The 20,449-nt window shown below is 63.4% G+C and carries 30 protein-coding genes; 20 read left to right on the forward strand and 10 right to left on the reverse strand.

Annotated elements, in window-relative coordinates:
- The 3 genes from DDF78_RS04055 to feoB form a co-directional block, all read right to left on the reverse strand.
- The coding region (locus DDF78_RS04055; RefSeq protein WP_419465473.1) for an IS1/IS1595 family N-terminal zinc-binding domain-containing protein at nucleotides 1-352 on the reverse strand (352 nt) is incomplete at its 3' end.
- A gap of 549 nt (nucleotides 353-901) precedes the next feature.
- A complete protein-coding gene (locus DDF78_RS04060) occupies nucleotides 902-1,327 on the reverse strand; it encodes a hypothetical protein (protein ID WP_152580513.1) in 426 nt (141 codons plus the stop codon).
- Nucleotides 1,324-3,444 (reverse strand): ferrous iron transport protein B, encoded by a 2,121-nt coding sequence (gene feoB / locus DDF78_RS04065; protein WP_415481935.1) that lies wholly within the window; start codon nucleotides 3,442-3,444, stop codon nucleotides 1,324-1,326. Before feoB ends, DDF78_RS04060 begins: the two co-directional genes overlap by 4 nt.
- Here feoB and DDF78_RS04070 point away from each other — a divergent pair.
- The gene (locus DDF78_RS04070; protein WP_152580515.1) at nucleotides 3,358-3,630 is read left to right on the forward strand and encodes a hypothetical protein; all 273 of its coding nucleotides are present in this window, start codon (nucleotides 3,358-3,360) and stop codon (nucleotides 3,628-3,630) included. The genes feoB and DDF78_RS04070 overlap by 87 nt on opposite strands.
- A 199-nt stretch (nucleotides 3,631-3,829) precedes the next feature.
- Here DDF78_RS04070 and DDF78_RS04075 read toward each other — a convergent pair whose 3' ends face one another.
- Entirely contained in the window at nucleotides 3,830-4,057 is a 228-nt protein-coding gene (locus tag DDF78_RS04075) for a FeoA family protein (RefSeq protein ID WP_152580516.1), read from the reverse strand.
- Nucleotides 4,058-4,745: 688 nt separating this feature from the next.
- Between DDF78_RS04075 and DDF78_RS04080 the strand changes: the two genes are divergently transcribed.
- Nucleotides 4,746-5,336: a tyrosine-type recombinase/integrase gene (locus DDF78_RS04080; RefSeq protein ID WP_237564541.1), complete on the forward strand. Its 591-nt coding sequence runs from the start codon at nucleotides 4,746-4,748 to the stop codon at nucleotides 5,334-5,336.
- Nucleotides 5,337-5,401: 65 nt separating this feature from the next.
- On the opposite strand, the gene DDF78_RS11690 is transcribed toward DDF78_RS04080, so the two are convergent.
- Both DDF78_RS11690 and DDF78_RS04085 read right to left on the reverse strand, forming a co-directional pair.
- On the reverse strand, nucleotides 5,402-5,560 hold the full coding sequence (locus DDF78_RS11690) for a hypothetical protein (protein WP_154677506.1): 159 nt from the start codon (nucleotides 5,558-5,560) through the stop codon (nucleotides 5,402-5,404).
- Nucleotides 5,561-5,877: 317 nt separating this feature from the next.
- On the reverse strand, nucleotides 5,878-6,789 hold the full coding sequence (locus DDF78_RS04085; RefSeq protein ID WP_237564542.1) for a hypothetical protein: 912 nt from the start codon (nucleotides 6,787-6,789) through the stop codon (nucleotides 5,878-5,880).
- Nucleotides 6,790-7,096: 307 nt separating this feature from the next.
- Between DDF78_RS04085 and DDF78_RS04090 the strand changes: the two genes are divergently transcribed.
- The 7 genes from DDF78_RS04090 (at nucleotide 7,097) to DDF78_RS04120 (ending at nucleotide 10,354) form a co-directional block, all read left to right on the forward strand.
- On the forward strand, nucleotides 7,097-7,693 hold the full coding sequence (locus tag DDF78_RS04090) for an AAA family ATPase (RefSeq protein WP_024463919.1): 597 nt from the start codon (nucleotides 7,097-7,099) through the stop codon (nucleotides 7,691-7,693).
- Nucleotides 7,690-7,926, forward strand: a complete 237-nt coding sequence (locus DDF78_RS04095; protein WP_024463920.1) for a hypothetical protein — start codon at nucleotides 7,690-7,692, stop codon at nucleotides 7,924-7,926. Before DDF78_RS04090 ends, DDF78_RS04095 begins: the two co-directional genes overlap by 4 nt.
- 170 nt (nucleotides 7,927-8,096) lie before the next feature.
- A complete protein-coding gene (locus tag DDF78_RS04100) occupies nucleotides 8,097-8,489 on the forward strand; it encodes a hypothetical protein (RefSeq protein WP_152580517.1) in 393 nt (130 codons plus the stop codon).
- 64 nt (nucleotides 8,490-8,553) lie between these two features.
- Nucleotides 8,554-8,835, forward strand: coding sequence for a hypothetical protein (locus DDF78_RS04105; RefSeq protein ID WP_152580518.1), 282 nt, complete (start codon nucleotides 8,554-8,556; stop codon nucleotides 8,833-8,835).
- A gap of 2 nt (nucleotides 8,836-8,837) precedes the next feature.
- Complete coding sequence (locus tag DDF78_RS04110) at nucleotides 8,838-9,824, forward strand: zeta toxin family protein (RefSeq protein WP_152580519.1); 987 nt, start codon at nucleotides 8,838-8,840, stop codon at nucleotides 9,822-9,824.
- Between the two features lie 100 nt (nucleotides 9,825-9,924).
- Nucleotides 9,925-10,152 carry a hypothetical protein gene (locus DDF78_RS04115; RefSeq protein ID WP_024463924.1) on the forward strand — a complete coding sequence of 76 codons (228 nt, stop codon included), beginning with the start codon at nucleotides 9,925-9,927 and terminating at the stop codon, nucleotides 10,150-10,152.
- 13 nt (nucleotides 10,153-10,165) lie between these two features.
- A complete protein-coding gene (locus DDF78_RS04120) occupies nucleotides 10,166-10,354 on the forward strand; it encodes a hypothetical protein (protein ID WP_024463925.1) in 189 nt (62 codons plus the stop codon).
- A gap of 36 nt (nucleotides 10,355-10,390) precedes the next feature.
- Here DDF78_RS04120 and DDF78_RS04125 read toward each other — a convergent pair whose 3' ends face one another.
- Both DDF78_RS04125 and DDF78_RS04130 read right to left on the reverse strand, forming a co-directional pair.
- Entirely contained in the window at nucleotides 10,391-10,732 is a 342-nt protein-coding gene (locus DDF78_RS04125) for a hypothetical protein (protein ID WP_024463926.1), read from the reverse strand.
- A gap of 26 nt (nucleotides 10,733-10,758) precedes the next feature.
- Nucleotides 10,759-11,061, reverse strand: coding sequence for a hypothetical protein (locus DDF78_RS04130; protein WP_024463927.1), 303 nt, complete (start codon nucleotides 11,059-11,061; stop codon nucleotides 10,759-10,761).
- A gap of 423 nt (nucleotides 11,062-11,484) precedes the next feature.
- Here DDF78_RS04130 and DDF78_RS04135 point away from each other — a divergent pair, with 423 nt between their 5' ends.
- On the forward strand, nucleotides 11,485-11,751 hold the full coding sequence (locus tag DDF78_RS04135; protein WP_024463928.1) for a hypothetical protein: 267 nt from the start codon (nucleotides 11,485-11,487) through the stop codon (nucleotides 11,749-11,751).
- A gap of 41 nt (nucleotides 11,752-11,792) precedes the next feature.
- Nucleotides 11,793-11,966, forward strand: a complete 174-nt coding sequence (locus DDF78_RS11695) for a hypothetical protein (RefSeq protein ID WP_154677507.1) — start codon at nucleotides 11,793-11,795, stop codon at nucleotides 11,964-11,966.
- A 153-nt stretch (nucleotides 11,967-12,119) separates the two neighbouring features.
- On the opposite strand, the gene DDF78_RS04140 is transcribed toward DDF78_RS11695, so the two are convergent.
- A complete protein-coding gene (locus tag DDF78_RS04140; protein WP_024463929.1) occupies nucleotides 12,120-12,656 on the reverse strand; it encodes a hypothetical protein in 537 nt (178 codons plus the stop codon).
- Between the two features lie 123 nt (nucleotides 12,657-12,779).
- Nucleotides 12,780-12,959, reverse strand: a complete 180-nt coding sequence (locus tag DDF78_RS04145) for a hypothetical protein (protein ID WP_024463930.1) — start codon at nucleotides 12,957-12,959, stop codon at nucleotides 12,780-12,782.
- Nucleotides 12,960-13,405: 446 nt separating this feature from the next.
- On the opposite strand from DDF78_RS04145, the gene DDF78_RS04150 reads away from it, so the two are divergent.
- From DDF78_RS04150 to DDF78_RS04185, 9 genes are all read left to right on the forward strand, one after another.
- Nucleotides 13,406-13,624 (forward strand): glutaredoxin domain-containing protein, encoded by a 219-nt coding sequence (locus DDF78_RS04150; RefSeq protein ID WP_033503544.1) that lies wholly within the window; start codon nucleotides 13,406-13,408, stop codon nucleotides 13,622-13,624.
- Nucleotides 13,625-14,111: 487 nt separating this feature from the next.
- The gene (locus tag DDF78_RS11835; protein ID WP_161787762.1) at nucleotides 14,112-14,729 is read left to right on the forward strand and encodes a hypothetical protein; all 618 of its coding nucleotides are present in this window, start codon (nucleotides 14,112-14,114) and stop codon (nucleotides 14,727-14,729) included.
- Between the two features lie 20 nt (nucleotides 14,730-14,749).
- Nucleotides 14,750-16,309: a ParB/RepB/Spo0J family partition protein gene (locus tag DDF78_RS04155; RefSeq protein ID WP_024463932.1), complete on the forward strand. Its 1,560-nt coding sequence runs from the start codon at nucleotides 14,750-14,752 to the stop codon at nucleotides 16,307-16,309.
- Nucleotides 16,310-16,713: 404 nt separating this feature from the next.
- Nucleotides 16,714-17,022, forward strand: coding sequence for a hypothetical protein (locus tag DDF78_RS04160; protein ID WP_024463933.1), 309 nt, complete (start codon nucleotides 16,714-16,716; stop codon nucleotides 17,020-17,022).
- Nucleotides 17,023-17,052: 30 nt separating this feature from the next.
- A complete protein-coding gene (locus DDF78_RS04165; RefSeq protein ID WP_024463934.1) occupies nucleotides 17,053-17,664 on the forward strand; it encodes a hypothetical protein in 612 nt (203 codons plus the stop codon).
- Nucleotides 17,665-18,067: 403 nt separating this feature from the next.
- Nucleotides 18,068-18,946 (forward strand): hypothetical protein, encoded by an 879-nt coding sequence (locus tag DDF78_RS04170; RefSeq protein WP_024463935.1) that lies wholly within the window; start codon nucleotides 18,068-18,070, stop codon nucleotides 18,944-18,946.
- Complete coding sequence (locus DDF78_RS04175) at nucleotides 18,943-19,212, forward strand: hypothetical protein (RefSeq protein ID WP_024463936.1); 270 nt, start codon at nucleotides 18,943-18,945, stop codon at nucleotides 19,210-19,212. The genes DDF78_RS04170 and DDF78_RS04175 overlap by 4 nt, the downstream gene beginning before the upstream one ends.
- Before the next feature lie 93 nt (nucleotides 19,213-19,305).
- Nucleotides 19,306-19,563, forward strand: a complete 258-nt coding sequence (locus tag DDF78_RS04180) for a hypothetical protein (protein ID WP_152580520.1) — start codon at nucleotides 19,306-19,308, stop codon at nucleotides 19,561-19,563.
- 171 nt (nucleotides 19,564-19,734) lie between these two features.
- Nucleotides 19,735-20,448, forward strand: a complete 714-nt coding sequence (locus DDF78_RS04185) for an eL24 family ribosomal protein (protein ID WP_152580521.1) — start codon at nucleotides 19,735-19,737, stop codon at nucleotides 20,446-20,448.
- Nucleotide 20,449 lies beyond the last annotated feature (1 nt).

The following is a 20,449-nucleotide window of genomic DNA, read 5'->3' on the forward strand; positions in this document are numbered from 1 at the left end:
GCAGGCGGCGGTCGTCTCGCGCGCGCCACCGGCACTTCGCCACCTCGCCCGTATCGCCGTCCATCAGGACGAGCAGGCAGTGATTATGCGCGATGTAGGTGCCGTCCGTCATGAGCACGCGCCGCTTTGATGGCGGCTGGTCGATCAGCGGCTCCACCTGCCAGCACCATGCCGTATGCCGGCGGAACGAGCGGCCCTGCTCCTCGAGGCTGTGCCCGCCGCGCAGCCAGGCGACGAAGCCCTCCAGCTGCCCCAGCCGCCTGGCGTTCACGCTGGGCGCGACCATGCCCGCGTCGCATTCGGGGCATTTCCAGCGCTGCGCGCCCGCAGCCGTCCTGCCGTTCTTCCTCATCCGCCCGCCGCACAGCGGGCAGCGCTTCGCCTTCTTCGACCGGGTCCTCACCCGGTCCGGCACTACCCGGCAGGCCCCCTAATTTTCCCCGCGGAAAAATACCGCCCCGACACGCCTACACCCACAAGGCCAAACCCCAAACATAAGCACCACATTTTGGCCTATAACTCGTTTTCTTCGTTGTGGCGTGTATCTCGCTTATGTGAGGCGTTATTGGATGCTTGCGGAGGTCTATCTGCGTTGTGTGAGGCGTTAATTCCTTGGCACCCCGAGTATCGCTGGCTGAAAACGGCGGTTCTGGGCCAGCGATACTCGGCTCTCCGAAAAATAGCGCCTCACACAACGCAGATAGACCTCCGCAGCACTCTGTTAACGCCTCACATAACGCATATACAGTGGTTGCGCGAGGAATACAGCGGTTGTCCGGCCGAAGTTGCCGTTGGCCGACGCTGAATTGCCGTCGGAGCATTCATATGGCAAGCTCAGTTCCTTGTTGTACTGCGCGCTGCACCGCTGCCGTCGCGCCAAGCGCTGCGTAATGACCTGACCTTATACTTTGGCCGGTTGACCTTTGCGAAGCCGGTGCGATGAGATGACTCGCCGCAGCTTGCCCAGCGGCGACTGCTGCTTGCGGATGCTGGGCGGCAGAATCGGGCAGCTGGCGCATACCATCGATTCGGGGTCGGGCTGGCATGCGCTGCCCGCCGTGCAGTTCTCCGTGCGCAGCTCGAAGAAATCGATGTCGCCGCTGATGCGGGCCTGCTCGATGACGAGGTTCACAAAGTCCAGCGGCAGCCCCAAATCCTGGGCCGCCATGCGCGGCGTTTTGCCGGAGACCAGAGCTTGCACGACTTGCGCGGTGATTGGTATTTCCGATATTGTCGGGGCGTCTTTGCGGTTTACAGGGGTTCTCTCTGTTTTGGTGAGTTCTGTTTTCGTGGTTTCGGTATGCCTGAACCCATTCGAAGTATTCATAGCAATCGCCCAATCTGGAATACCGCAATCGCCAGAATATAGGCCACGACGAGGCCCATGCCCACGGATTGCAAGGCGATTTTGCCGCTGTACTGCCGCCGTATCTCGGCGATGGTCGCCAGACACGGCGTGTAGGCGAGCACGAAGATCATGAACGCGGCGGCGGCCGCCGAGGCATGCCCGCCGCTGGAACGCTCGAAGCTGGCGCGCACCGCCTGGCCCAAGGTGCCAGTGCCTTGCTGCTGCTCGGATTCGTTGCCCGAATCATGGATTGCGTAGCTTTGCGCCATCGACCCGACCACGACCTCCTTGGCCACGAATCCGGTGATAAGCGCCGCCGAAGCATGCCAGTCGTTGAATCCGGCGGGTTCGAACACCGGCGCAACGCCCGAGGCCACCGCGCCGTAGAGCGAATTCTCGACCTCGTCGACATGGCCGAAGGTGTTGTTGCCGGCGGCTCCCGCGCTGATGGGCATGGCAGAGAGCAGCCAGACGATGACGATCATCGTGATGATAATCGAGCTGGCGCCGGTGATAAAGGCCCACAGCCGCAGCGCGACCGACTTGCCGAGCTGCAGCACTTTGGGCATCTGGTAGGGTGGCAGGCCCATCGCGAAGGGCTGGGTGTGCAGGTCGCGGAACTGCGTTTTGCGCAGCGCGAGGCCGACCGCGAGAATAATCACAATGGACGCGACGTACATGAGGAATATCGCGAGCCCGGCGTAGCGGCCGAAGAATGCGTAAGCCAGCACGATATAGACGCTCAGGCGCGCCGAGCATGACGTGAACGGGATGAGCAGGCCGGTGAGCAGCCGCTGGCGCGAGTCGGGCAGCGTGCGGGTCGAGGCCAGCGCGGGCAGATTGCAGCCGAAGCCGACCACGAGCGGCAGGAAGGCGCGGCCGTCGAGGCCGATGGCGCGCATGGCCTTGTCCATCACGAAGGCGGCGCGCGCGAGGTAGCCGGAGTCTTCCAGCAGCGAGAGGATGATGAACATGATGCCCATCGGCGGGATGAAGGTCAGCACGGTGACGAAGCCATCGAGCAGCCCGTCGACTATCAGCCCGTGGAACCAGCCCGCGAGTGCTTCTTTGCCGGCGACCAGCGTGAACACCCAGTCGATGCCGTCGGTCAGCCATTGCCGGAAGGTCACGTCGAACCAGTCGATGAGCGGCCCGGCAAGCGTCGTGGTCGCCTCGAACACTGCATACATCGCCGCGAGGAAGATCACGATGCCGGCGATGGGATGGAGCAGAAGCCGGTCGAGCTTGTCGGAGAAGGTCGGTTTGTCGACCGCAGGCTGCTTGCGGTTCAGCTCCGTGACCTTGCCCGCGATCCAGGCGAAGCGCTCATCGGAGGTCTGCTGCGCCCACGCTGAGACCTCGTCTTGGGTCGCTTCGCGGCCGGGGATTGCGGCGGTGGTGACGGGTGGTATGGGTTGGAGTTGTGCGGGTTGTGGTGGGACGGGCTGTGCCAACGTTTGTGTTGTCTGTATTGCCTGCGCCGCACTAAGCTGCCGATCAATGGCATCCAGCAATTCCGTCTTGCCTTTGCCGGTTCGGCCATCGACCTGGATGAAAGGGACTCCGGGGACGAGCGCGGCGAAATCGTCGATTTCCAGCGTCGAACCTTGACGTTTCGCCAGATCGAGCATACTCACTGCGACCACGAGCGGCCGGCCGAGGTCGATGAGCTGACTGAGCAGATACAGCGATTTCGAGGGCGAGGTGGCGTCCATCACGGCGACGATGACATTGGGCTGCGGGTAGCCGTTCCGCGCCATCGCGGCCTCGGAGGAGACCTGTTCGTCCGGGCTGATCGCGTCGAGCGAAGCCGTGCCCGGGGTATCGATGAAATCCCAAGTCGCCTCGCCGTGCCTGAGCGCGCCGGATTCCACGAGCACCGTCGTGCCGGGGGCGTTCATCACCGTGGCGTTCGCGCCCAGCACGGCGTTGAACAGCGTGGATTTGCCTACATTCGGATTGCCCATGAACACGATGCGCGGGTTGCCGCTTGGTGCTTCGTGGCCCATATGATGATGCTGCGACGGCAGCAGCACGGCCAGCCCGCGGCGATGATGGTGGCCGCCGGAGTGTTCGGAGTGCTCGGCGTGTTCCATGCCCATGTGACTCATGTGGTCGGTGTGGTCGGCGTGAGCCGCATGGTCGTCACAATCAGCATGCGAGTCAGGTTTCGCGCAGCACGCGCAGCCGCTATTGTCATCGCCGAGAGCGGCCTTGTTGTCGTTATGTATCGTATCGACGGAAACTTCGGAAGCATCATTTGTATCGTTGGCACCAGCTAAATCAGACTGTGGCGATAGCATCGAAGCATCCCCGGACTCAAGGGTTTCCAACGGTTCACGAATCATGCGACTATTCCCATTCTGCGTGACGGACGCGATGCCTATGTGCTAGTGCCATTGTCGACTTGCGCGCAGCCGTTCGCGTATTCCGCATATTGTGCGTATACATATGCAGTGCCAATGCGCATTCCAAAACGGCTCAGCGCACCTCTACCAGAATCCGCTTGGCAGTAGCGCCGTCCAGCGCGATGCGTTCCGAGCCGTGCGCGACGACTCGCCCGCCGAAGCCGGCCTTCTGAATGACGCGCATGCGCTCATGCGCGCGGAAGCCAAGTTCGTTGAGGCGAAAGCGATTGCGCAGCGTCAGATCGACCTTGCATATCTCGATCTCGACCCCCAAAGGGCATGTGCGCAACGAATCCGTCATACGAGCGAGAATAAACCAGCCAGCCCCTGTCTGTAAAGGTTTTTCCCCTTGTTTTTAACTACTACAATTTGCAAATTCACGACAAGAAGATGGGAAGGCTTGAATCCGGAAATCCAGTGAATCTGGATAGCATAACAAAAATGGCTGAAAACGTTGAAATCTCAACGTTTTCAGCCATATGCTGTGCCCCCGCGGGGATTCGAACCCCGGACACGCTGATTAAGGGTTCGGGATTGGGATATCGCGCGGTGTCGCTCGGCCTGTTCTCGATTGTAGTGCATGTGCGTTCGAGGCATGGTCTGGGCGGCTGACGGCGGTGGCCTCCCGAAGAACGCTGTCCCCGTTTCCTTCTTATGGTTGTTTCATGCCGGCATATGGCTGTGGCCGGCATTTTTCATAATGAAAGAAGGGAATCATGACGTTCTACGCTCGTCATCGTCAGCCGCCGCAGTCGTGGGCCGGATACGTGGACGGATGGGTCATGGACATGCAGGCCCGGGGGCTGTCCGAGCACACCATCGAGGCCAACTGGTACCGGCTCACCTGCTTCGCCAGGACGCAGACCCGCGGCCCGGACGAGGTCGAGCCGTCCGACGTGCAGGCCTGGCTGACCGGGGAGCGGATCGAGGCGAGCACCAAGGCCGGGCGGCGCGCCTCGGTCAACGAGTTCTACAAATGGGGCCTGCGGATGAAACGACTGAAAGCGAATCCGGTCGACGCGCTGCCCCCGGTCAAGCGGCCCCGCAAGCCGGCCCGCCAGCCCGCGCCCGAGCAGGCCGTGGCCAAGGGCCTGGAATCAGACGACGCGGACGCCCGGCTCATGGTCCAGCTCGACGCCGAGGCCGGGCTGCGCCGCGAGGAGATATGCCGGGTCAAGGGATCCGACATCGTCGCGTACCCGCAGTCCGGGGACGAGGAGATCAGCGGCCTGGTCGTACACGGCAAGGGCGGCAAGACGCGGCTCGTGCCGATCTGCGCGCAGCTGGCCGACGACATACGCGACGCGGCGGGCGACGGCTGGCTGTTCCCCGGCCGATACTCGGGCCACTGCTGCGTCGACCACGTGTACCGCGTCGTCAGGCGCGCCACCGGATACCCCACCCACTCGCTGCGCCGGCGCTACGGCAGGATCGCCTACGAGGCGTCCGGCTACGACCTGCGCGCCGTGCAGGAGCTACTCGGCCACGAGAGCCCCGCGACCACGCAGAGCTACATCTTCGTCCCGCAGTCCAGCCTCGGGACGATAGCGCTCAAGGTCAAGGACAGGCGGCCCGTCTGAGGCAGAGGCATCATAAATGGGGGGTGACCGCCCCGGCCTTGCGGCCGGGGCGGCTGAGAGCGCCGCTAGCTGCGGCCTCCGATATAGGTCATCGCCCAGCCGGCTATCGCCAGCGTGACGGCGTTGGCCGTGACTGTGTCAGCCTTGGCCGCGACGACGACGGCAAGCGCCGCCAGTATCCATAGCGTCGGGCCGCTGCGCGGCCCCTCATCCAACTTGCGCATGACTGCGCCTTTCCCTGAAGGCCGCGCCGCGAAGCGCGGCCGCGTCGCCCGGCTGATGCCGGACGGCCGATCGCTCCTCGCGAAAGGAGTTCTCGACATGTGCCACACTAGCGGCTATAGTGGAAGTCGCTGGATGAAAGGCACCGCGACCGACCCCGTATCGAGGCGGCGAGCTAAGACTTTTGGGATCGGGCCTGATTCCGGCGGGGTGGCTCCAACTCCATCCCCATTGAAGTGCGCGAGACCTCCGAGCCCAACGGTTCGGAGGTCTTCCCATGTCCGAGTTGTAGGTCTCGGCAATGAGAGGGGCGCAAGGCCTACCAGTATCCGATAACCTGCTGCTCAACCTCATCGATCACAGCCTGCGGAATATCAGCCACGGGAATCCGATACGCCGTATTCAGCCTCGGGTTAAAAATGCCAAGATACTTGATCGGCTGAAACTCAGGATGCACGGAATGCAAGCCCATTCGCCAATACACCAGCAATTGCAGCGTATGCTGGCTCGTCGGCCTGCGCTTCGACACCTTGAAATCCCAAAGCGTGTCCTCGGTGAGAAAATCACCGTCGCCAGCCACTATCACATCCGTGTAGCCGCCTTCGAAGGTGAATCCGTCCACTGTCTTCGGGCCGTACTGCTCCAGGAAGGCGAGAGCGCGGCCCACCATCGTCCGGACATTGCCGATTGTCGCGTCATCCGGCCAGATATCCTCGACAGGCTTATAGCCTCTGGGGCCTGCCCTGAAGCACACGTCATAGCCTGCCAGCCTGATTGCGTTCCTCACCGAGACGTCATCAAGGCCCCTCACTTCGGACAGAAGCGAAGACGCATAGCCTGCTTCGCCTACTATCCATGCGCCACGCAGAGATATGTCGAAGGACTCCTCGGCGCTGGAACCGGAGAGGAGCCGTGTCAGGTAGTCCACGGCGATGCCAATCAAGATCGCCGATACGTCCCCATCGGGGCTCAGCGTTTCATCCCCGTCGCCCAGCACGGTCGCAGCGAGTGTGCGAGAAGGGATATACCCGCCGTATGGCTGCTTGATGCTTTTGACCCTGCGCATCACCGGGCATCCGACAACTTTGGGCGACAGAAGGCTTATGTGTCTGTTGGCCCTCTCAAGCTGGGCCCTTTCCCTTCGCTCCCTTTCCTCGCGGTATCGCTTGGCCTGCACGCGCTCGACCCGCTTCTGACGGCGATGCTCCCGGCGCCGGATCTTTACTGCCATGCTGGTCATCTCTTACCTCCTAGTCGCATAGTGCCGGAAGCCCTCACAGGCATCTGGCTCCCCTCGCATCCGTCCAAGTTCAAAAACGGGGTACAGAGTCTCCTTGCGGGGCTATCTTACCTCTGTCCGGGGCTTCCGTGTTGAAGCGGGAGGAACGATCGGCCGCGGCGGAGCAGACGAAGGGCATGCCGCCCTTGCACAGGCAGACAAGAAAATGATTAATTACCTACGCAAGTACTTGTGAAAATAATTTCCTAACTATATAATTAAACATGAAATCGCAAAGACAATCGAAAGGAAGGCGACGATGCTCGTAGCGATAGCCAACTCGAAGGGCGGGGTCACGAAGACGACCACCGCCATCTATCTCGCCAAGGCCGCGGTCACGCGGGGCGACCGGGCGCTGGTGCTCGACGCCGATGTGCAGGACAGCGCCAGCGTGTGGGCCGACTCGGCCGAGGAGGAGGGCGACCCGCTGCCCTTCGAGGTCGTGGCCGCGAAGCTGTCCACCCTCGCCAAGGCCGTGAAGCAGGACCGCGAGGACCCGGACACGTGGCGGTTCATCGACTGCCCGCCCAACGGGATCATGCTCGACAAGGCCATCGAGGCCGCCGGCTACGTCATCATCCCCACCAGCGAATCCCCGCTCGACATGCGCCAGACCTGGCAGACCTACTACGCGGCCAGCGACCAGAAGCCCGCCGCCGTGCTCGTCACCCGGGCCGAGACCAACACCACCATGCACCGGGACACGCTCGACGCCCTCGACTCGCAGCAGGCCCGCCGCTTCGAGACCGTGATCCGCAAGCGCGCCGACATCGTCAAGACCAACGGCCACAACCCCAGGAAGCTCTACGAGTACGCCGAGGCATATGCTGAGCTGCGGAAGGAGACCGCCCGATGAAAGGAAAGACGAGCAGCATGATGCAGCCCCCCAGCCGCAAGCCATCCAGCGTCAACGAAATATTCCGAGACGACAGCAAGGAGAAAAAGGAAGAGGAGAAGCGCGTTACCGTCGGCTTCGGCGTCACGCTGAGCACCAGGAAGAAGCTCAAGCAGTACGCCCTCGACCACGACACGAAGATGAAGGACATCGCCGAGGATGCGCTCCTTGAATACATGGAGAACCACCAGTAGCAGCGGCGGCGACGGACGGGAAGGGCGGCGTCAATAGAACTCCCGCCCGGCCGGCTTCCGGAGACGAGGATGTGACATAAATTCGAGCCAGAAAACAAGAAAACAATTACACAAGAAGTTGAGAAAACAATAAAATGCGTATATAATAAAGTATGTAAGCAAGAACGCAGTTGATTGATTTTCCAATCGGAATGGGGCGGGGCATGGCATTCAAATCCGGAGACTTCGAATACGTGGCCGGCAACCTTGCGGCGGCGCCCCGCCTGGGCAGGTTCCCAGCCGGGGACGGCACCTACAGCGAGGTGGTGTGGATGACACTGGCGGTCAACCACGGCGACGGGACGACCGAGTACGTCGAGCTCGAGGCGCGCGGCAAGACCAAGGAATACGTCAAGAACATGGCCCGCTCCGACTCCAGGCCGCTGGCCAAGGGCAGCTTCGTCATGGCCGGCGGCACCCCCGGGAAGACGAAGAACGGCAGGCGCAAGCTGCGCGTCTCCGTCCTCGCCGACCGGACCAGCCTCGACTACGACGTGCTCGACTGGGACTACCTCAAGCAGTGACGCAGCCGGACGCCGGACACGGAGGGCTGCGGATAGGATGAGTGGCAACAGGAAGGAAGGACCCATGGCCCAGAACGATAAAAGATTCGACTACGATCCGATGATCTACGACGTCATGCGCGAAAGCGCGACCAGGCTGGGGGGCGAGTTCATCGACCTCGCTAACCACGCTGGCACCGAGGCGGAGCGCGAGGCGTTCATCGTCGCCGACCGCGGGCTGATGAACGAGGCCCGCCAGGTCGACGCGCACGACGTCGAGGCCGTGAAAGCCATGACCGACGAGTTCGGCGAACGCCTCAGGATGATCGAGGACGCCGAGAAGCAGGACGAGCGGAAGGCGGCCTGAGCATGGGCCCGTTCGACCTCGACGACGCGACGCTCAGGAGGATATACGACAGCCAGATAAGCCAGGTCATGCCCCTGCATGAACCGGAACGGGAACCCTGCATCGTCCTGGTGGCCGCGCAGCCAGGCGCAGGGAAGACGCGCGCGGTCAGCGACGCGAGCGACGCGCACGCAGGCGCATACGCCTTGCAGGGCGACGAGTTCAGACACTTCCATCCCGCCTACAAGCAGGTCATGCGCGCAGACCCGCTGCGCATGCCGGCAGTGACGGCCCAGGCCTCAAGCCGCTGGGTCGAGATGGGCATGGACTCCCTGCAGGAACGGCGCAATAGCCTCGTTCTCGAGACCACGATGCGCCACCCCGACGCCGTGCAGCGCACCCTCGCCAGATTCAAAACGGCAGGCTACCGCGCCGAAGCGGTCATCGTGGCCACGCCGCCGGAGCAGAGCCTCATGGGCACCATGATCCGCTACATCGAACAGACCGAACGAAACGGCCGGGGCCGCTGGGTCGACTCCAGCGTGCACGACGAGGCCGTGCGCCAGATGCCGAAGACCCTCACGGAGCAGATCGCCAAGGGCGGCATCGACCATGTGACCATCACGAACCGCGCAGGGGATATCCTCTACGCCGCTGACGTAACCCTGGAAAACCGCGGAAATGCCAGCGCCGGCGTTCTGAGCGCGATCCGGGAGGGGCAGCGCTTCGATAGGATCCCGCCCAGCCAGCGCGCCCAATGGGATCATGACGTCAGGCACGTCAGAGCATTCGTCGGCGCGCACCCGGAGGACGCGCAGGTCGCTCGGCTCGCCGCCCGCATCACCGCATCGGCCCAGGCCCGCGACCCGGGAAGACCCCAGGAGCCGCGCGGCGGACTGCAGCCGCCCATGCTCGAAGACATCCGCGAATACAACGCCCAGAGACGAGTCCGGCGTGACGAGCGCCCCAGCCACCCGCCGGAGCACGACATCGACTTCGGCGGACGCTGAAGCGCGGAGCCCTGCAGACGGCCTGAGCGAGGGTCTTGCGCGAACGCGGCAAGTAAAGAAAACAAGCCGGGACAAGGCACTAGCCCCTATCTGTCTCGCTGTGGAACGCGGGGCTGCCGCCCCACGCCCCGCCGAGCTGAATCAGCTCGACCATATGCCTCCGGCGCTGCCGCGCGCATCGAGGGACAGCGCCTCGATACGCTTGCCTCAAGGCCGATCGGACTGCTACGGGAGCGATAACGGAAAGCGCGGAGGAAGCGCGCCGGGCGGGTTCGTGACCGCGTTCCACGTCAACGCGGAGCAGAGCAACTTCTGGGACAAGGGCTGAAAGGAGCGGAACGATGGCAGGCAACGACGAGGTGTGGCGCTGGGACGACTCCCAGGCGGTGGAGTACACGGGAGCGGACGCGCAGGAGCACGCCGACAGGAATCTGATGGCGTGGACCGGCGCCGCCAGCCCCGAGGAGGCGGCCGCCATGCTGCTGGGCCGCCCGGGCATGACGGAGCAGCGCGAGGAATCCCAGAGGTGAGCGGCACCATGGAGTCCGCTGTCTGGCGGCCGCTGCTTATGCGGCCGCGAGGTCGTGGCGGTGCGCCACGGCGTCGCGCTCGATCAAGCGTCGGACGTACTCGCTGAAGTTGTCCAGCCCATCGCGCTTGGCTGCCTTGGAGGCATAGTCGTCCAGGGATTCGGGCATGCGCAGCGCACGCTGCACGCTCCTCTCCCGCCCTCTGCGCTGTTCGCCCAGCGTGGGGCGGCCGAGCACCGTCCGGTAGAAGGTGTCCGCGTCGCCGTCCATGAGCTCGACCACGCGCGCCGCGTCGTCGCCCGAGAAAGAGGCCAGCGGCGGTCTGGCCGCGCCGCGCTCCGCCCGCGCCATTAGTTCCTCGTAATCAATGTCGCCCATTTCATCGTCCTTTCCCATAGTTCCGGTCAACGGCGGGCCATCCAGTAGCCCCGCCACAAATCGCTCAAATGCATCACGTGGAACACGACCATGTCGGGTCCGACCTTGTGCACCAGCACCTCGATGAGATCATCATCCAGCGCCCCGGAATGCCGTCGGCACACTAGCAGCACGACTGGCGGCCGACGGCGCACCTCAGGAGTGCCCGGATCGGATGTGTCCAGAAGCGCAGCCCACACCGGCCTGGCCATCGCGGCCCGCACCATGGCTTCGTCCAGACGGTCCTCCGCGAAGTGCCGTCTGGACGAATCCTCGAATCGAATGCTCATACCATTATTGTAAACCACTAATGTCATACGGTCAAATCCCAATTTCCTTACGTGTTTCACATGCTATTGACACGCCATGTATAAGGCGGTTTCAGATTCCTAGGACAGCAGGATTTGCAGCTCCCGTAATCTCACAACGAATAAAATGCTGATTCCCAGGGGCTGCCGGCACGGAGACGCGCCGGCAGCCCCTGCCTTCTCTGAAATAGTTTTATACGGGACTTTTCTTTAAATCATCAGCTCTATGCGGGGCTGCCGCCCCACGCCCCGCCGAGCTGGATCAGCTCGACCATATGCCTCCGGCGCTGCCGCGCGCATCGAGGGACAGCGCCTCGATGCGCTTGCCTCGAATGCAACGGTGCAAGCCTGATGCCCATAGCTCAGGAAGCGGGACAACGAAGAGGCTGCGCCTATTCTGGAGGCATGTATGGTTTCGATCCCGATGACGTCCGGCTCAGGCTCAGCATGCAGACCGAGAAGTACGACGCTGACGAGCTGGTGACCCGTGTGCGCGTCAAGCTCGAGAAGGTCAAGGACGCGGCCTTGGACGCGAAGGATGACCCGGCCCTGAGCCCGCATGAGCGCCGGATGGCGGAGCGCCGCTATCGGGAGGTCAAGGCCGACATCGATTCGATCCGCTACCAGTGGCGCGATGAGCGCCTGCGCGAGCTCGACAGCAAATGGCAGTAAGACGGCTAAAGGGCTTGCGCGCACATTGCTATGATCGACTCATGCCTGGCGATGACGATATCCACAAGCTGCTGCGCGACGCCTTCGACGCTACAGGCGGCAGATCGGACTCGAATTGGGGGCTGGAGCGGTTCGCTCTCGATCTGTGGATGCGGGGCGCACTAGACGACGAGCAGCTTGCACGGCTGCAGGTATTGATGCACGGAGACGATTAGACCTTACAAAAACTGAGGGGGTTTCCTGCCCACATGGGCAGGAAACCCCCTCAGTAGTATTGCAAGACATATTGTATTTAATGTTTAGCGTCCATTGAGAAGATCATAAGAGGAGAGCACGTGAAACCACCGCCATTGTCGGGCAGAATCATATCAGTACCTTTGCGCAGACACGGTATACACCAGCGCAGGCTTGTTGAAAACGGCAACGGACCAAGGACCTAGCGTAGGGGTCGTACGCATCACTCCATCACCAGTGGTCCACCCTGCATAGGCCTTATCGATCGCATATGTCTCAAATCTGATTTGATTGTGCCACTGGCCTATTTTGACTCCGTTCCCAGAGAATCCGGTTTCCACTTTATTCGATCCGATGAGGCGGACCATGAGAGCATTGCAGAAGTTATTCTGAGTCAGAGCAAAAGATTGGACGTCGGGCGCTGTCTTCTCTACGGACAAGACGTTGCCGGTATCAGTGTCGATGAGAATTTCCTTTGGAGTGTCGGACAAAAGGAAATTATCCAAATCCCTCTGATTGTTGATACCAAGCTGACTCTGGACTTTGGCCGTTCCGATATATTTGTACGATGAATTGACAGGCAGCGCCGACGCCGGCGATGCCACCCCCAGCATAATGAGCAGTGCTGCCGCCATTAAGGCGAAAACGCCTAGAATCCTGTTTTTACGCATAACTATGGTTCCTTATGTTAAGTACTGTATACGTAATGTCTTAGTAATTGGAATCGAAGAAATCCACAGCTCTGAGAGAGATCTTCAATTGAGTATTGAGTTGGTTCCCTAGCCATCCGCTGCTTATGCGGACAATTCCATTTTAAAGTCAAACGGCCACACGCCCCCATCGAGCCGCGTGACTATCGCGATGTTTCTGGCGTGGCGCAGGCAGCGGCCGGCCAGGGCCGCGGCGCCGTTCAGGGACGCCACGAACCGGTAGCCGCGCGCCGATTCGCGCGCCTGCCCGATGGATTCGTCCAATCATTTCCCCCTTGTCCCCGTCGGCGCGCGGGCCGCCATGCCGCAGCATCCTCGCCATCAGCCCCCGCCAGTCGTGTCACGGCCGATCTCTAGTTGGCCGGCTTTCGATGCTATGGCAAGCGTAGCAGCCGTTCCTGTGCGCTCTCACAGATTCCAGGAGCGTCGGGCGTTCGCCTCTCGTGGGGTTCCCTATCCGCGCGGCGGCTTGAAGTCCGGCGGCTCTCGTCCTGGCGTGGGCCGTGCCGGGATGCTGTCTGCGGGTCGAGTGGGCACGTGGCTTTTCCTTCCGTTTTGTTTTTTTTTGAGCCGCTGCACTATATCTCCGTTCCGCGTCCGGTCCAGGCCCGCTCGTCGGAGAAACTGCGCTCCGCCGCGCGCGGTCTGGACCGGACGCTCCGCTTCGATGCGTTGCGCTTGTTCAAAAAAGCAAAACGGAAGGAAGAGCCATGGACGTCACCATCTACACCAAGAACGGATGCCAGCAGTGCAAGGCCACCAAGAGGCGGCTGGACAGGCGGGGCATCGCCTACCAGGAGATCGACCTGGACACTGATCCGTGGGCCAGGATCCAGGTCAGGCAGCTGGGATACCAGTCGGCGCCGGTGGTCGACACGCCTCATGGCGCGTGGGCGGGATACCGTCCTACCCTCATCGACCGGATATGACCGGCCCGGGGCCGCCCCCGACAGGCGGCCCCTCCCCATTTCCCTTGCGGTGGCGCAGTGGCGCGCCTCGCGCCCCCGGCGATGCCGGCGGGATCGGCGCGCCCGAACCGGCACGGTTCGACCCAGCGAAAAGAACGAGCCAGGCAGGCGATGAGGCTGGCCTCGTTCGTCTCCCGGTCTGCGGGGATATGGGCCGCCGCTCCTTCGTCGCAGCGGGCCGGCCTCAGGCCGCCCGCCGGCAAAGCCGCCGGATCGGGAGTCTGCCAGTGGGGTGTTGCTGCCGTCTCCCATTCTGGCACGGCCCGCTGCGCGTCAAGTCGGAGCGTTCGCGCGCCACGCCTCGCTCCCGGCCCGGGGATTGCAAAAAAGCATAATCCCCGCGCCTTCGCTCCCCGTGTCGCGCGCCCGCACTCGACTTGACGCTCCGCTTTCCGGCCGTGCCGCCATGCGAGCCGTCAGCAACACAGACGAGCAGGAAGGCCCCATCATGACACAGCCAACAACCGCAACCACCACCATCCAAGCAGCCGCACGCCAGCTCACCAGCATGCGCCGCGAGCAGGGAGTCAAGAAGGCCGACCGCGCCTACTGCGCGACCCCATGCGCCCAATGGCTCGACAGCCTGAACGAGGGACGCGACCAGACCAGCCTTGAAACCCGGCAGCGGCTCACCGCGGGCATGAGCATAAGCCTTGCCATCCGCGACGCGCTCATCCTCAGCACCGTGGACGCCGGATGCCACTTCGGCGCGATGCTCGCATCAGCCGCCGACGGGCACGCGCCCAGCACGGCGCGACGCATGTACCGCACGCTGCGCACCGCGTTCGACGACCCCCTGTGGGCGCCCGACCAACGGCGCGTGGACACCGCGCTGGACATCCTCGACGCCATGCGCCGCGACCTCGCCAGCGAGGAGAACGAGTACGCCGCGCAGCCCTTGGCCGTGAGCGCCTATCTACGGTGGTGGACCGAGAAGCCCGGCGCCTTGGAGAAGGCGATGCGCGCCCTCGCCGTCCAGCCGGACACCACGCTGGCCGCCATCGTGCTCACCGCGCTCAGCCACGACATCAAACCCGCCTACCTCGCCAACCGCAACAACCAATAAACCACAGGAAAGGAATCATCATGAACACCCAGACGCTACAGGACATCGATATCGAGAGCATCGACCCGAACCCCGCCAACCCGAGGCAGGACATAGGCGACGTGAGCGAACTCGCCGCCAGCATAGCCGAGCAGGGAGTCCAGCAGAACCTCGTCGTCGTGCCGGGCGGCGACGGCCGCTACACCGTGGTCATCGGCCACCGGCGGCTCGCCGCCGCCAGACAAGCCGGACTAGCCAGCGTGCCCTGCGCGATACGCGAATGGGACGAGACCACGCAGCGCGAAATCATGCTCGTGGAGAACACCCAGCGAAGCGACCTGACCCTTCTTGAGGAAGGCGACGGGTACCAAGGACTGCTCGACCTCGGCGTGAGCGTCGAGCAGGCCGCCCAGCGCACCGGGCGCAGCGAGAAGACCGTGCGCCGCCGCCTGAGCATCGCGGCCATACCCCAAGCCACGCGAGACAAGACCACGGCCCAGCCCACCATCGAGCAATGGCAGGCCATCGCGGAACTCGCCGACCAGAGCGACCTGCAGGAGGCATTGGCAGCGACAGCCGGAACCCGGGACTGGGACTACACGCTGAGCACCGCCACGGAGCACGCGGCCCGCCGCCGCTGGTACGCGGCAGCCAAGACGCTGCTCGACCAGCAGTCGCGCGAATACACGTTCGAAGAGCCAAGCGGCGGCTACTACCAGACGCCCGAAGGCTGCACGCAGCTCGCGCTGCTCGCCCCCGGCAAGCCCTTCGAGCAGCAGGAGGCCGAATGGCTCGAAACGAGAGACGAGGACGCGCCGCCCGTCACGCGAATCGGGATGCGCGCGTGGGACGGCAAGCGCCCCACATGGAGCGAAGGCATCGCCCTGTACGCGCAATACGACATCACGCAAGTCAAGCAGGAGCGGGCCGAGCGCGAAGCCGCACGGCAGCGCCAGCGCGAACAGGCCGAGGCCGAGCAGGCCCCAGCCAAAGCGCACGCCGTCACCAGCCTCGCCCTGCGCCGCGCACACATCGCGCACCTGCTCGAACTCAAAAACCTGCCGCGCAACACGAGCAAAGGAATCGCCCTGCTCGCAGCCACGGCCATCCAAGGACTCATCACCGGCCGCATCGACGCGTGGGGCCGCGACTCGGGCGAAATCCTCCAGACCCTCGAAGACATCGGACTCCAAGACCCGCGCAACGACGACGAAAACAACACAGACGAGGAGGAGTACGAGGGCACCGGCGCAATCATCGCCCGCACCATAGCCCGCCTCGACCCGCAACGCCAAACGCTGGCCCTCGCCTACGCCAGCATCGAGACCAGCATCAGCTGGCTCGACTGGCTGCAAGACGACGGCCTCACACAATCCATCACGCCCCTGTACGCCGCGCTCGAAACACTCGGCTACCAGATCAGCCAGCCCGAGCAAGACGGACTCGACGGCGCATACCTCCCCACACCCGAACCCGACGAAGAGGACGAGGAAGAACAGCCGGACGAAGAAGAGACAGAGACGGCAACGCAAGAGGAGAACGAGGAAGACGAGACGGAGACCGGGAAGGAGCCGGAGGAGAGCGAGGCCAGCGAGCAATAAGAGCAAGTCCAAGGGCCGGGAGTCCGCAGCGGGACCCCCGGCCTGCCCTCGCGCCCAGGCCGACCCGTCGACCATCCCGCGAGGGGACGGATCTCCGCGCCGGCACTTCGCCGGACGACGGGCGAAGGCGGAGCGCCTTGCGGCGCGCGCCCCGGCCGAATAGGGCCGGTGCCGACGGCGGCCGCGGCCGCCGTCGAGAGGAGCGGGCTTCGCCCGCCGTCCCAGATTTTCTTTTTGGCCGGTCGGCTTCGCCTTGGATCATACCGGCGTCGCGGAACCCGTCAACGCCCACGCGCCGGAACAACGCCGCGCGTGTTCTTATGACGGAACCCGCTTTGGCCGGTAACGCTTCGCTTGACCAACCGGCCAAAAAGAAAAAACAGGGAGCACAAGGAGCGCACATCATGAACGCAGCCACCTCGCCAAATTGCATGGGAACCGCAAACAACGCATACCTTTGGCCGGCCGTGCCGCCCAAGCTGACGGACAGCCAACTGGAGCAACAAGAGCGCTACTGGGCGAAGAAGTCGCGTCATTATGCACGCTGCCGGCGCTGGCATGAACTGCGTATGCGCTATCTGACGCTGCACCTCTTCATCGCGAAGGCAAACGCCGCGCTCGGCGGCTGGCCCACGCTCATCGCCGGCATCGCCACGGCATCCGCCGTCGCCGCAGCGCTGCTCAGCATCGCGACCAGCAAGCACAGCAAGTAACCCCACTCGCAAACCGAAGGAGCACACGACATGAACGCACCCACCTCGCCTGACATCGCGCAGCCGACCGTAACCAACAGCCACAAGGACGGCATACGATACACCGGCGGCAAGTACGACCCGAGCAAGACGGCCAAGCAGCGTGTCGCCGCCATGCGCAAGGACATCAAGACGCTGCAAAGAAACGGGAGCATCCCCAAGGACTACGCCATCAGCTGCCGCACCCGCGACTACGGAACCGGCGGCAGCGCGTGGAGCGCCGACATCACCATCGCCATACCCACGTCCAGGCTGTACGCCGTGCCGAGCCTCGGCCAGCTCACGCACATCGCCACCACCCCGGCCGAACGCGAAGCCGCCCGCGTGTTCTCCAAGCTCTGCGCGCGCCACGGCGGCCAAGCCAGCGACCAGCAGCTTCAAGCCGACCTCGACGCCGCGCAGAGCAAGCTGGACGCCAAGGGGTTCGACGAGCTCGACGACGACGACATGGACATGCTCGTGCTGGCCCCGGCCGCACGCCGAGCGCTCGAACTGTGCAAGCAGGTGGGCGAGCAGTACATAGCCTACGAACTCGCGCCCGCACGCGACTACAGCACGCGCGACGGCATCATATGCGCGAGCCTCGAAAGAGCCCTCGACTAGCCAGCCCCCGCCAGCGGCATCCGGCCCCGCCAGCCGGACTCCGCCCGGCCGCGCCGATGCCGTTTCTCGCCCGCCCGGGAAACGGGCGGGACTCGAAGCCGGCACTTCGCCGGACGGCAGGCGAAGGCGGAGCGCCATCCTGGCGCGCGCCCCGGCCGAATAGGGCCGGAGCCGACAGCGGCCGCGGCCGCCGTCGAGAGGAGCGGGCTTCGCCCGCCGTCCCGGATTTTCTTTTTGGCCGGTCGGCTTCGCCTTGGATCATATCGAAGTCGCGGAACCCGTCAAGCAACACGCGCCGGAACAACACCGCGAGCGTTGCTTGACGGAACCCGCTTTGTTCGATAACGCTTCGCTTGACCAACCGGCCAAAAAGAAAAAACAGGGAGCACAAGGAGCACACGACATGAACACAGCACAGGCAATCAGCGAGAGCGCGGCCCGACAGGCGAAGCAGGCACGCAGCCTCGCAGGCTACCGGGAAGGCAGCGCCACCAGCGAACACGAGCAGGCCGTGCAGGAGATACGCCAGCTCGCCGAGCAGCGCAAGCAGGAAGTGGACGAGAGCTACCACGAGCGAATCGACCGGCTGGCCGACCGGTACGCCGCGATCCTCGCCACGCAGACCAACGAGTTTAACGAGCGCAGCGCGCGAATCCCCAGCGTGATGCTCACCGGATCCGCGAACTACCCGGCCGAGAAAATGGCCAGGCGAACCGACAGCATGATGCGCCGCTATGCGCAGCAGGACGAACAGCTCGAGAGGACGCGCGCCGCGATCCTCGCGTGCGGCAGCAGCATCAGCAGCACGCAGGACAACGCCGAGCAGCTGCTCGCAGAAAAGCTCGCCCGGCTCGAGGCCAGGCAGACGGAAATGAAGCAGGCCAACAAGAAAGCCCGCGCCAGCAACGAGCCAGCGCCCTACGAGTCCTTCACGCTGAGCAACAACAACGCGAACATGCGCCGCATACGCCAGCGCATCGAAAGTATCCGACGCCACAAGGCCGCCGGACGCGAGGAGCAGGCCGGCACCATGCCGGCGGGCGAACCCTTCACGCTCGTGCAGGACGGCGAGGAAGGATACACGTACTTCCAGTTCGACGCCAAGCCCGGCGAAGCAACGCGCGGCACGCTGAAGCGCCACGGCTTCCACTACTCGCCCCGACTGACCCGCTGGCAGCGCAAGACGACCGGCGGCAGCGCCTGCGCCATCCGCGCCATCCTCGCCCAATGCCAGCAGACGACAAACCAAAACCAGCCAGAGACACCGAAGGAGCAATCATGAACGAAGGACAGGCAAGCAGCGGGAGCGTCGGGCGGCCGGCCACCATCACGAAGGAGGACAGCGCACGCGTCGAAGAACTGATCAGCCGGGCGGACTGGGCCGACAACTATGCGGCGGAAGCCGCCGAGGACGCCGACCTCGGAGACGGCGGCTTCCACAGCGAAGCCGACCGGCTGCGCCGCGAGGCCGATGCCATCGCGCGCAAATACGGGTTCGAGGATCTGGACGCGCTGTGCGACCACCTCGACCAGCAAGACAGCCAGTAGCATATAGAAAAACCAACGCCACCCCGACACGGGCCGTTTGCACACGCAGACGGCCCGAATTTTTTTCCGCGCCACCGCTCTTGCAGCACGAGCATGACGGTCACCACAGCACAACGCCACAAGCAAACAATCACAGCAGCAGACGAACCATCACCACAGGAATCAAGTGAGAACGAGAACACAATCATGAGCACAGTCAGAGCAGAATTATACGAGAAGCAAGCAGAAACGAAATCAGATTTTTCAGATGATCTAGCAGAGCTTTCATCGAAAACCATGAAAATCGATCAATGCACTTCTTGCTCCCAAGGAGCAAAAACGGCCGGAAACGGCGGAATAAAGCCGAAATAAGCCATCTTAAACGGCTTAAGGCCGAAAACGACGCAGTGCGAAACGGCGGAAGGCTCCAGCCGTCGCAGTCGGGAAACAGTGACGCATGCGCTCCGCGGATCCGCGGAAGGCGATTTAGGTTGAATGGGAACAGCCTCGAAAGAGGAAAACGAATGTGAAGGAAGTGTGAACATGGGCGGGCAGGCAATGAGCGTATGCCCCGTGTGCGGGAAGGAGTTCCCCGTCGAGTTCAACCGGAACGGGGAGCTCAAACGCTTCGACTCCGAGGCGTGCCAGAAGAAGTACTACTACGAGCACGAGGGCAGCGCCGCGCGACAGGAGATGAAGGAGGCGCGGGCGCGGATCGAGGAGATGGAGCGCCGGCTCGAAGCCAGCGAGGCGGCGAACGGGTCATGGCGCGAGCAGTACGACGAGCAGTACCGGCAGCTGCGCATCCTCCAGCTCGACGTCGCCAAAGCGTGCGAGGACATGCGCCTCATGTTCGACCGGGGCGTGCTCGGCGTGAACACCAGAAGCCCGAACTACCCGATGCTCGCCGGGCACAGCGGCTTCCTCAAGCTCATCGACAAGTACGAGGACCACCGGCCCGCGCAGGTCATCGCAGAGGAGAAGGCCCTGGACGAACAGGACCAGAAGCAGCGCCGCGAATGGCGCCAGGCGCAGCTGCGGGGCATCGCTCACGACGAGCAGACAGCCATGAGACACCGGCAGCTCAAGGAGCGCAGCACAATGCTCAAACGCTGCCGGCACTGGAAGGCATGGCGGGGCCTCGAGGACGCGCAGCTGTACGAGCGGGAGCAGTACGGCGTCGAGCTGGGCGACGACGACCCCATGATCAGACCCTATCTCGACATCCTCAGAGACGGCCGGCCGGCCTTCCAATAAG

The sequence above is a fragment of the Bifidobacterium tibiigranuli genome (assembly GCF_009371885.1).
In the GTDB taxonomy this organism is placed as follows: domain Bacteria; phylum Actinomycetota; class Actinomycetes; order Actinomycetales; family Bifidobacteriaceae; genus Bifidobacterium; species Bifidobacterium tibiigranuli.

Excerpts from the sequence above, each read along its gene's own strand:
- DDF78_RS04160 (WP_024463933.1), top strand. The coding sequence starts at position 16,714 with ATGAACGCAGCCACCTCGCCAAATTGCATGGGAACCGCAAACAACGCA.
- DDF78_RS11835 (WP_161787762.1), top strand. The coding sequence starts at position 14,112 with ATGACACAGCCAACAACCGCAACCACCACCATCCAAGCAGCCGCACGC.
- DDF78_RS04135 (WP_024463928.1), top strand. The coding sequence starts at position 11,485 with ATGTATGGTTTCGATCCCGATGACGTCCGGCTCAGGCTCAGCATGCAG.
- DDF78_RS04060 (WP_152580513.1), bottom strand. The coding sequence starts at position 1,327 with ATGAATACTTCGAATGGGTTCAGGCATACCGAAACCACGAAAACAGAA.
- DDF78_RS04080 (WP_237564541.1), top strand. The coding sequence starts at position 4,746 with ATGAAACGACTGAAAGCGAATCCGGTCGACGCGCTGCCCCCGGTCAAG.
- DDF78_RS04105 (WP_152580518.1), top strand. The coding sequence starts at position 8,554 with ATGGCCCAGAACGATAAAAGATTCGACTACGATCCGATGATCTACGAC.
- DDF78_RS11695 (WP_154677507.1), top strand. The coding sequence starts at position 11,793 with ATGCCTGGCGATGACGATATCCACAAGCTGCTGCGCGACGCCTTCGAC.
- DDF78_RS04175 (WP_024463936.1), top strand. The coding sequence starts at position 18,943 with ATGAACGAAGGACAGGCAAGCAGCGGGAGCGTCGGGCGGCCGGCCACC.
- DDF78_RS04155 (WP_024463932.1), top strand. The coding sequence starts at position 14,750 with ATGAACACCCAGACGCTACAGGACATCGATATCGAGAGCATCGACCCG.
- DDF78_RS04180 (WP_152580520.1), top strand. The coding sequence starts at position 19,306 with ATGACGGTCACCACAGCACAACGCCACAAGCAAACAATCACAGCAGCA.
- DDF78_RS04075 (WP_152580516.1), bottom strand. The coding sequence starts at position 4,057 with ATGACGGATTCGTTGCGCACATGCCCTTTGGGGGTCGAGATCGAGATA.
- DDF78_RS04130 (WP_024463927.1), bottom strand. The coding sequence starts at position 11,061 with ATGAGCATTCGATTCGAGGATTCGTCCAGACGGCACTTCGCGGAGGAC.
- DDF78_RS04110 (WP_152580519.1), top strand. The coding sequence starts at position 8,838 with ATGGGCCCGTTCGACCTCGACGACGCGACGCTCAGGAGGATATACGAC.
- feoB (WP_415481935.1), bottom strand. The coding sequence starts at position 3,444 with ATGGAACACGCCGAGCACTCCGAACACTCCGGCGGCCACCATCATCGC.
- DDF78_RS04150 (WP_033503544.1), top strand. The coding sequence starts at position 13,406 with ATGGACGTCACCATCTACACCAAGAACGGATGCCAGCAGTGCAAGGCC.
- DDF78_RS04095 (WP_024463920.1), top strand. The coding sequence starts at position 7,690 with ATGAAAGGAAAGACGAGCAGCATGATGCAGCCCCCCAGCCGCAAGCCA.
- DDF78_RS04170 (WP_024463935.1), top strand. The coding sequence starts at position 18,068 with ATGAACACAGCACAGGCAATCAGCGAGAGCGCGGCCCGACAGGCGAAG.
- DDF78_RS04165 (WP_024463934.1), top strand. The coding sequence starts at position 17,053 with ATGAACGCACCCACCTCGCCTGACATCGCGCAGCCGACCGTAACCAAC.
- DDF78_RS04140 (WP_024463929.1), bottom strand. The coding sequence starts at position 12,656 with ATGCGTAAAAACAGGATTCTAGGCGTTTTCGCCTTAATGGCGGCAGCA.
- DDF78_RS04120 (WP_024463925.1), top strand. The coding sequence starts at position 10,166 with ATGGCAGGCAACGACGAGGTGTGGCGCTGGGACGACTCCCAGGCGGTG.
- DDF78_RS04090 (WP_024463919.1), top strand. The coding sequence starts at position 7,097 with ATGCTCGTAGCGATAGCCAACTCGAAGGGCGGGGTCACGAAGACGACC.
- DDF78_RS11690 (WP_154677506.1), bottom strand. The coding sequence starts at position 5,560 with ATGCGCAAGTTGGATGAGGGGCCGCGCAGCGGCCCGACGCTATGGATA.
- DDF78_RS04125 (WP_024463926.1), bottom strand. The coding sequence starts at position 10,732 with ATGGGCGACATTGATTACGAGGAACTAATGGCGCGGGCGGAGCGCGGC.
- DDF78_RS04085 (WP_237564542.1), bottom strand. The coding sequence starts at position 6,789 with ATGGCAGTAAAGATCCGGCGCCGGGAGCATCGCCGTCAGAAGCGGGTC.
- DDF78_RS04185 (WP_152580521.1), top strand. The coding sequence starts at position 19,735 with ATGGGCGGGCAGGCAATGAGCGTATGCCCCGTGTGCGGGAAGGAGTTC.
- DDF78_RS04070 (WP_152580515.1), top strand. The coding sequence starts at position 3,358 with ATGATGATGCTGCGACGGCAGCAGCACGGCCAGCCCGCGGCGATGATG.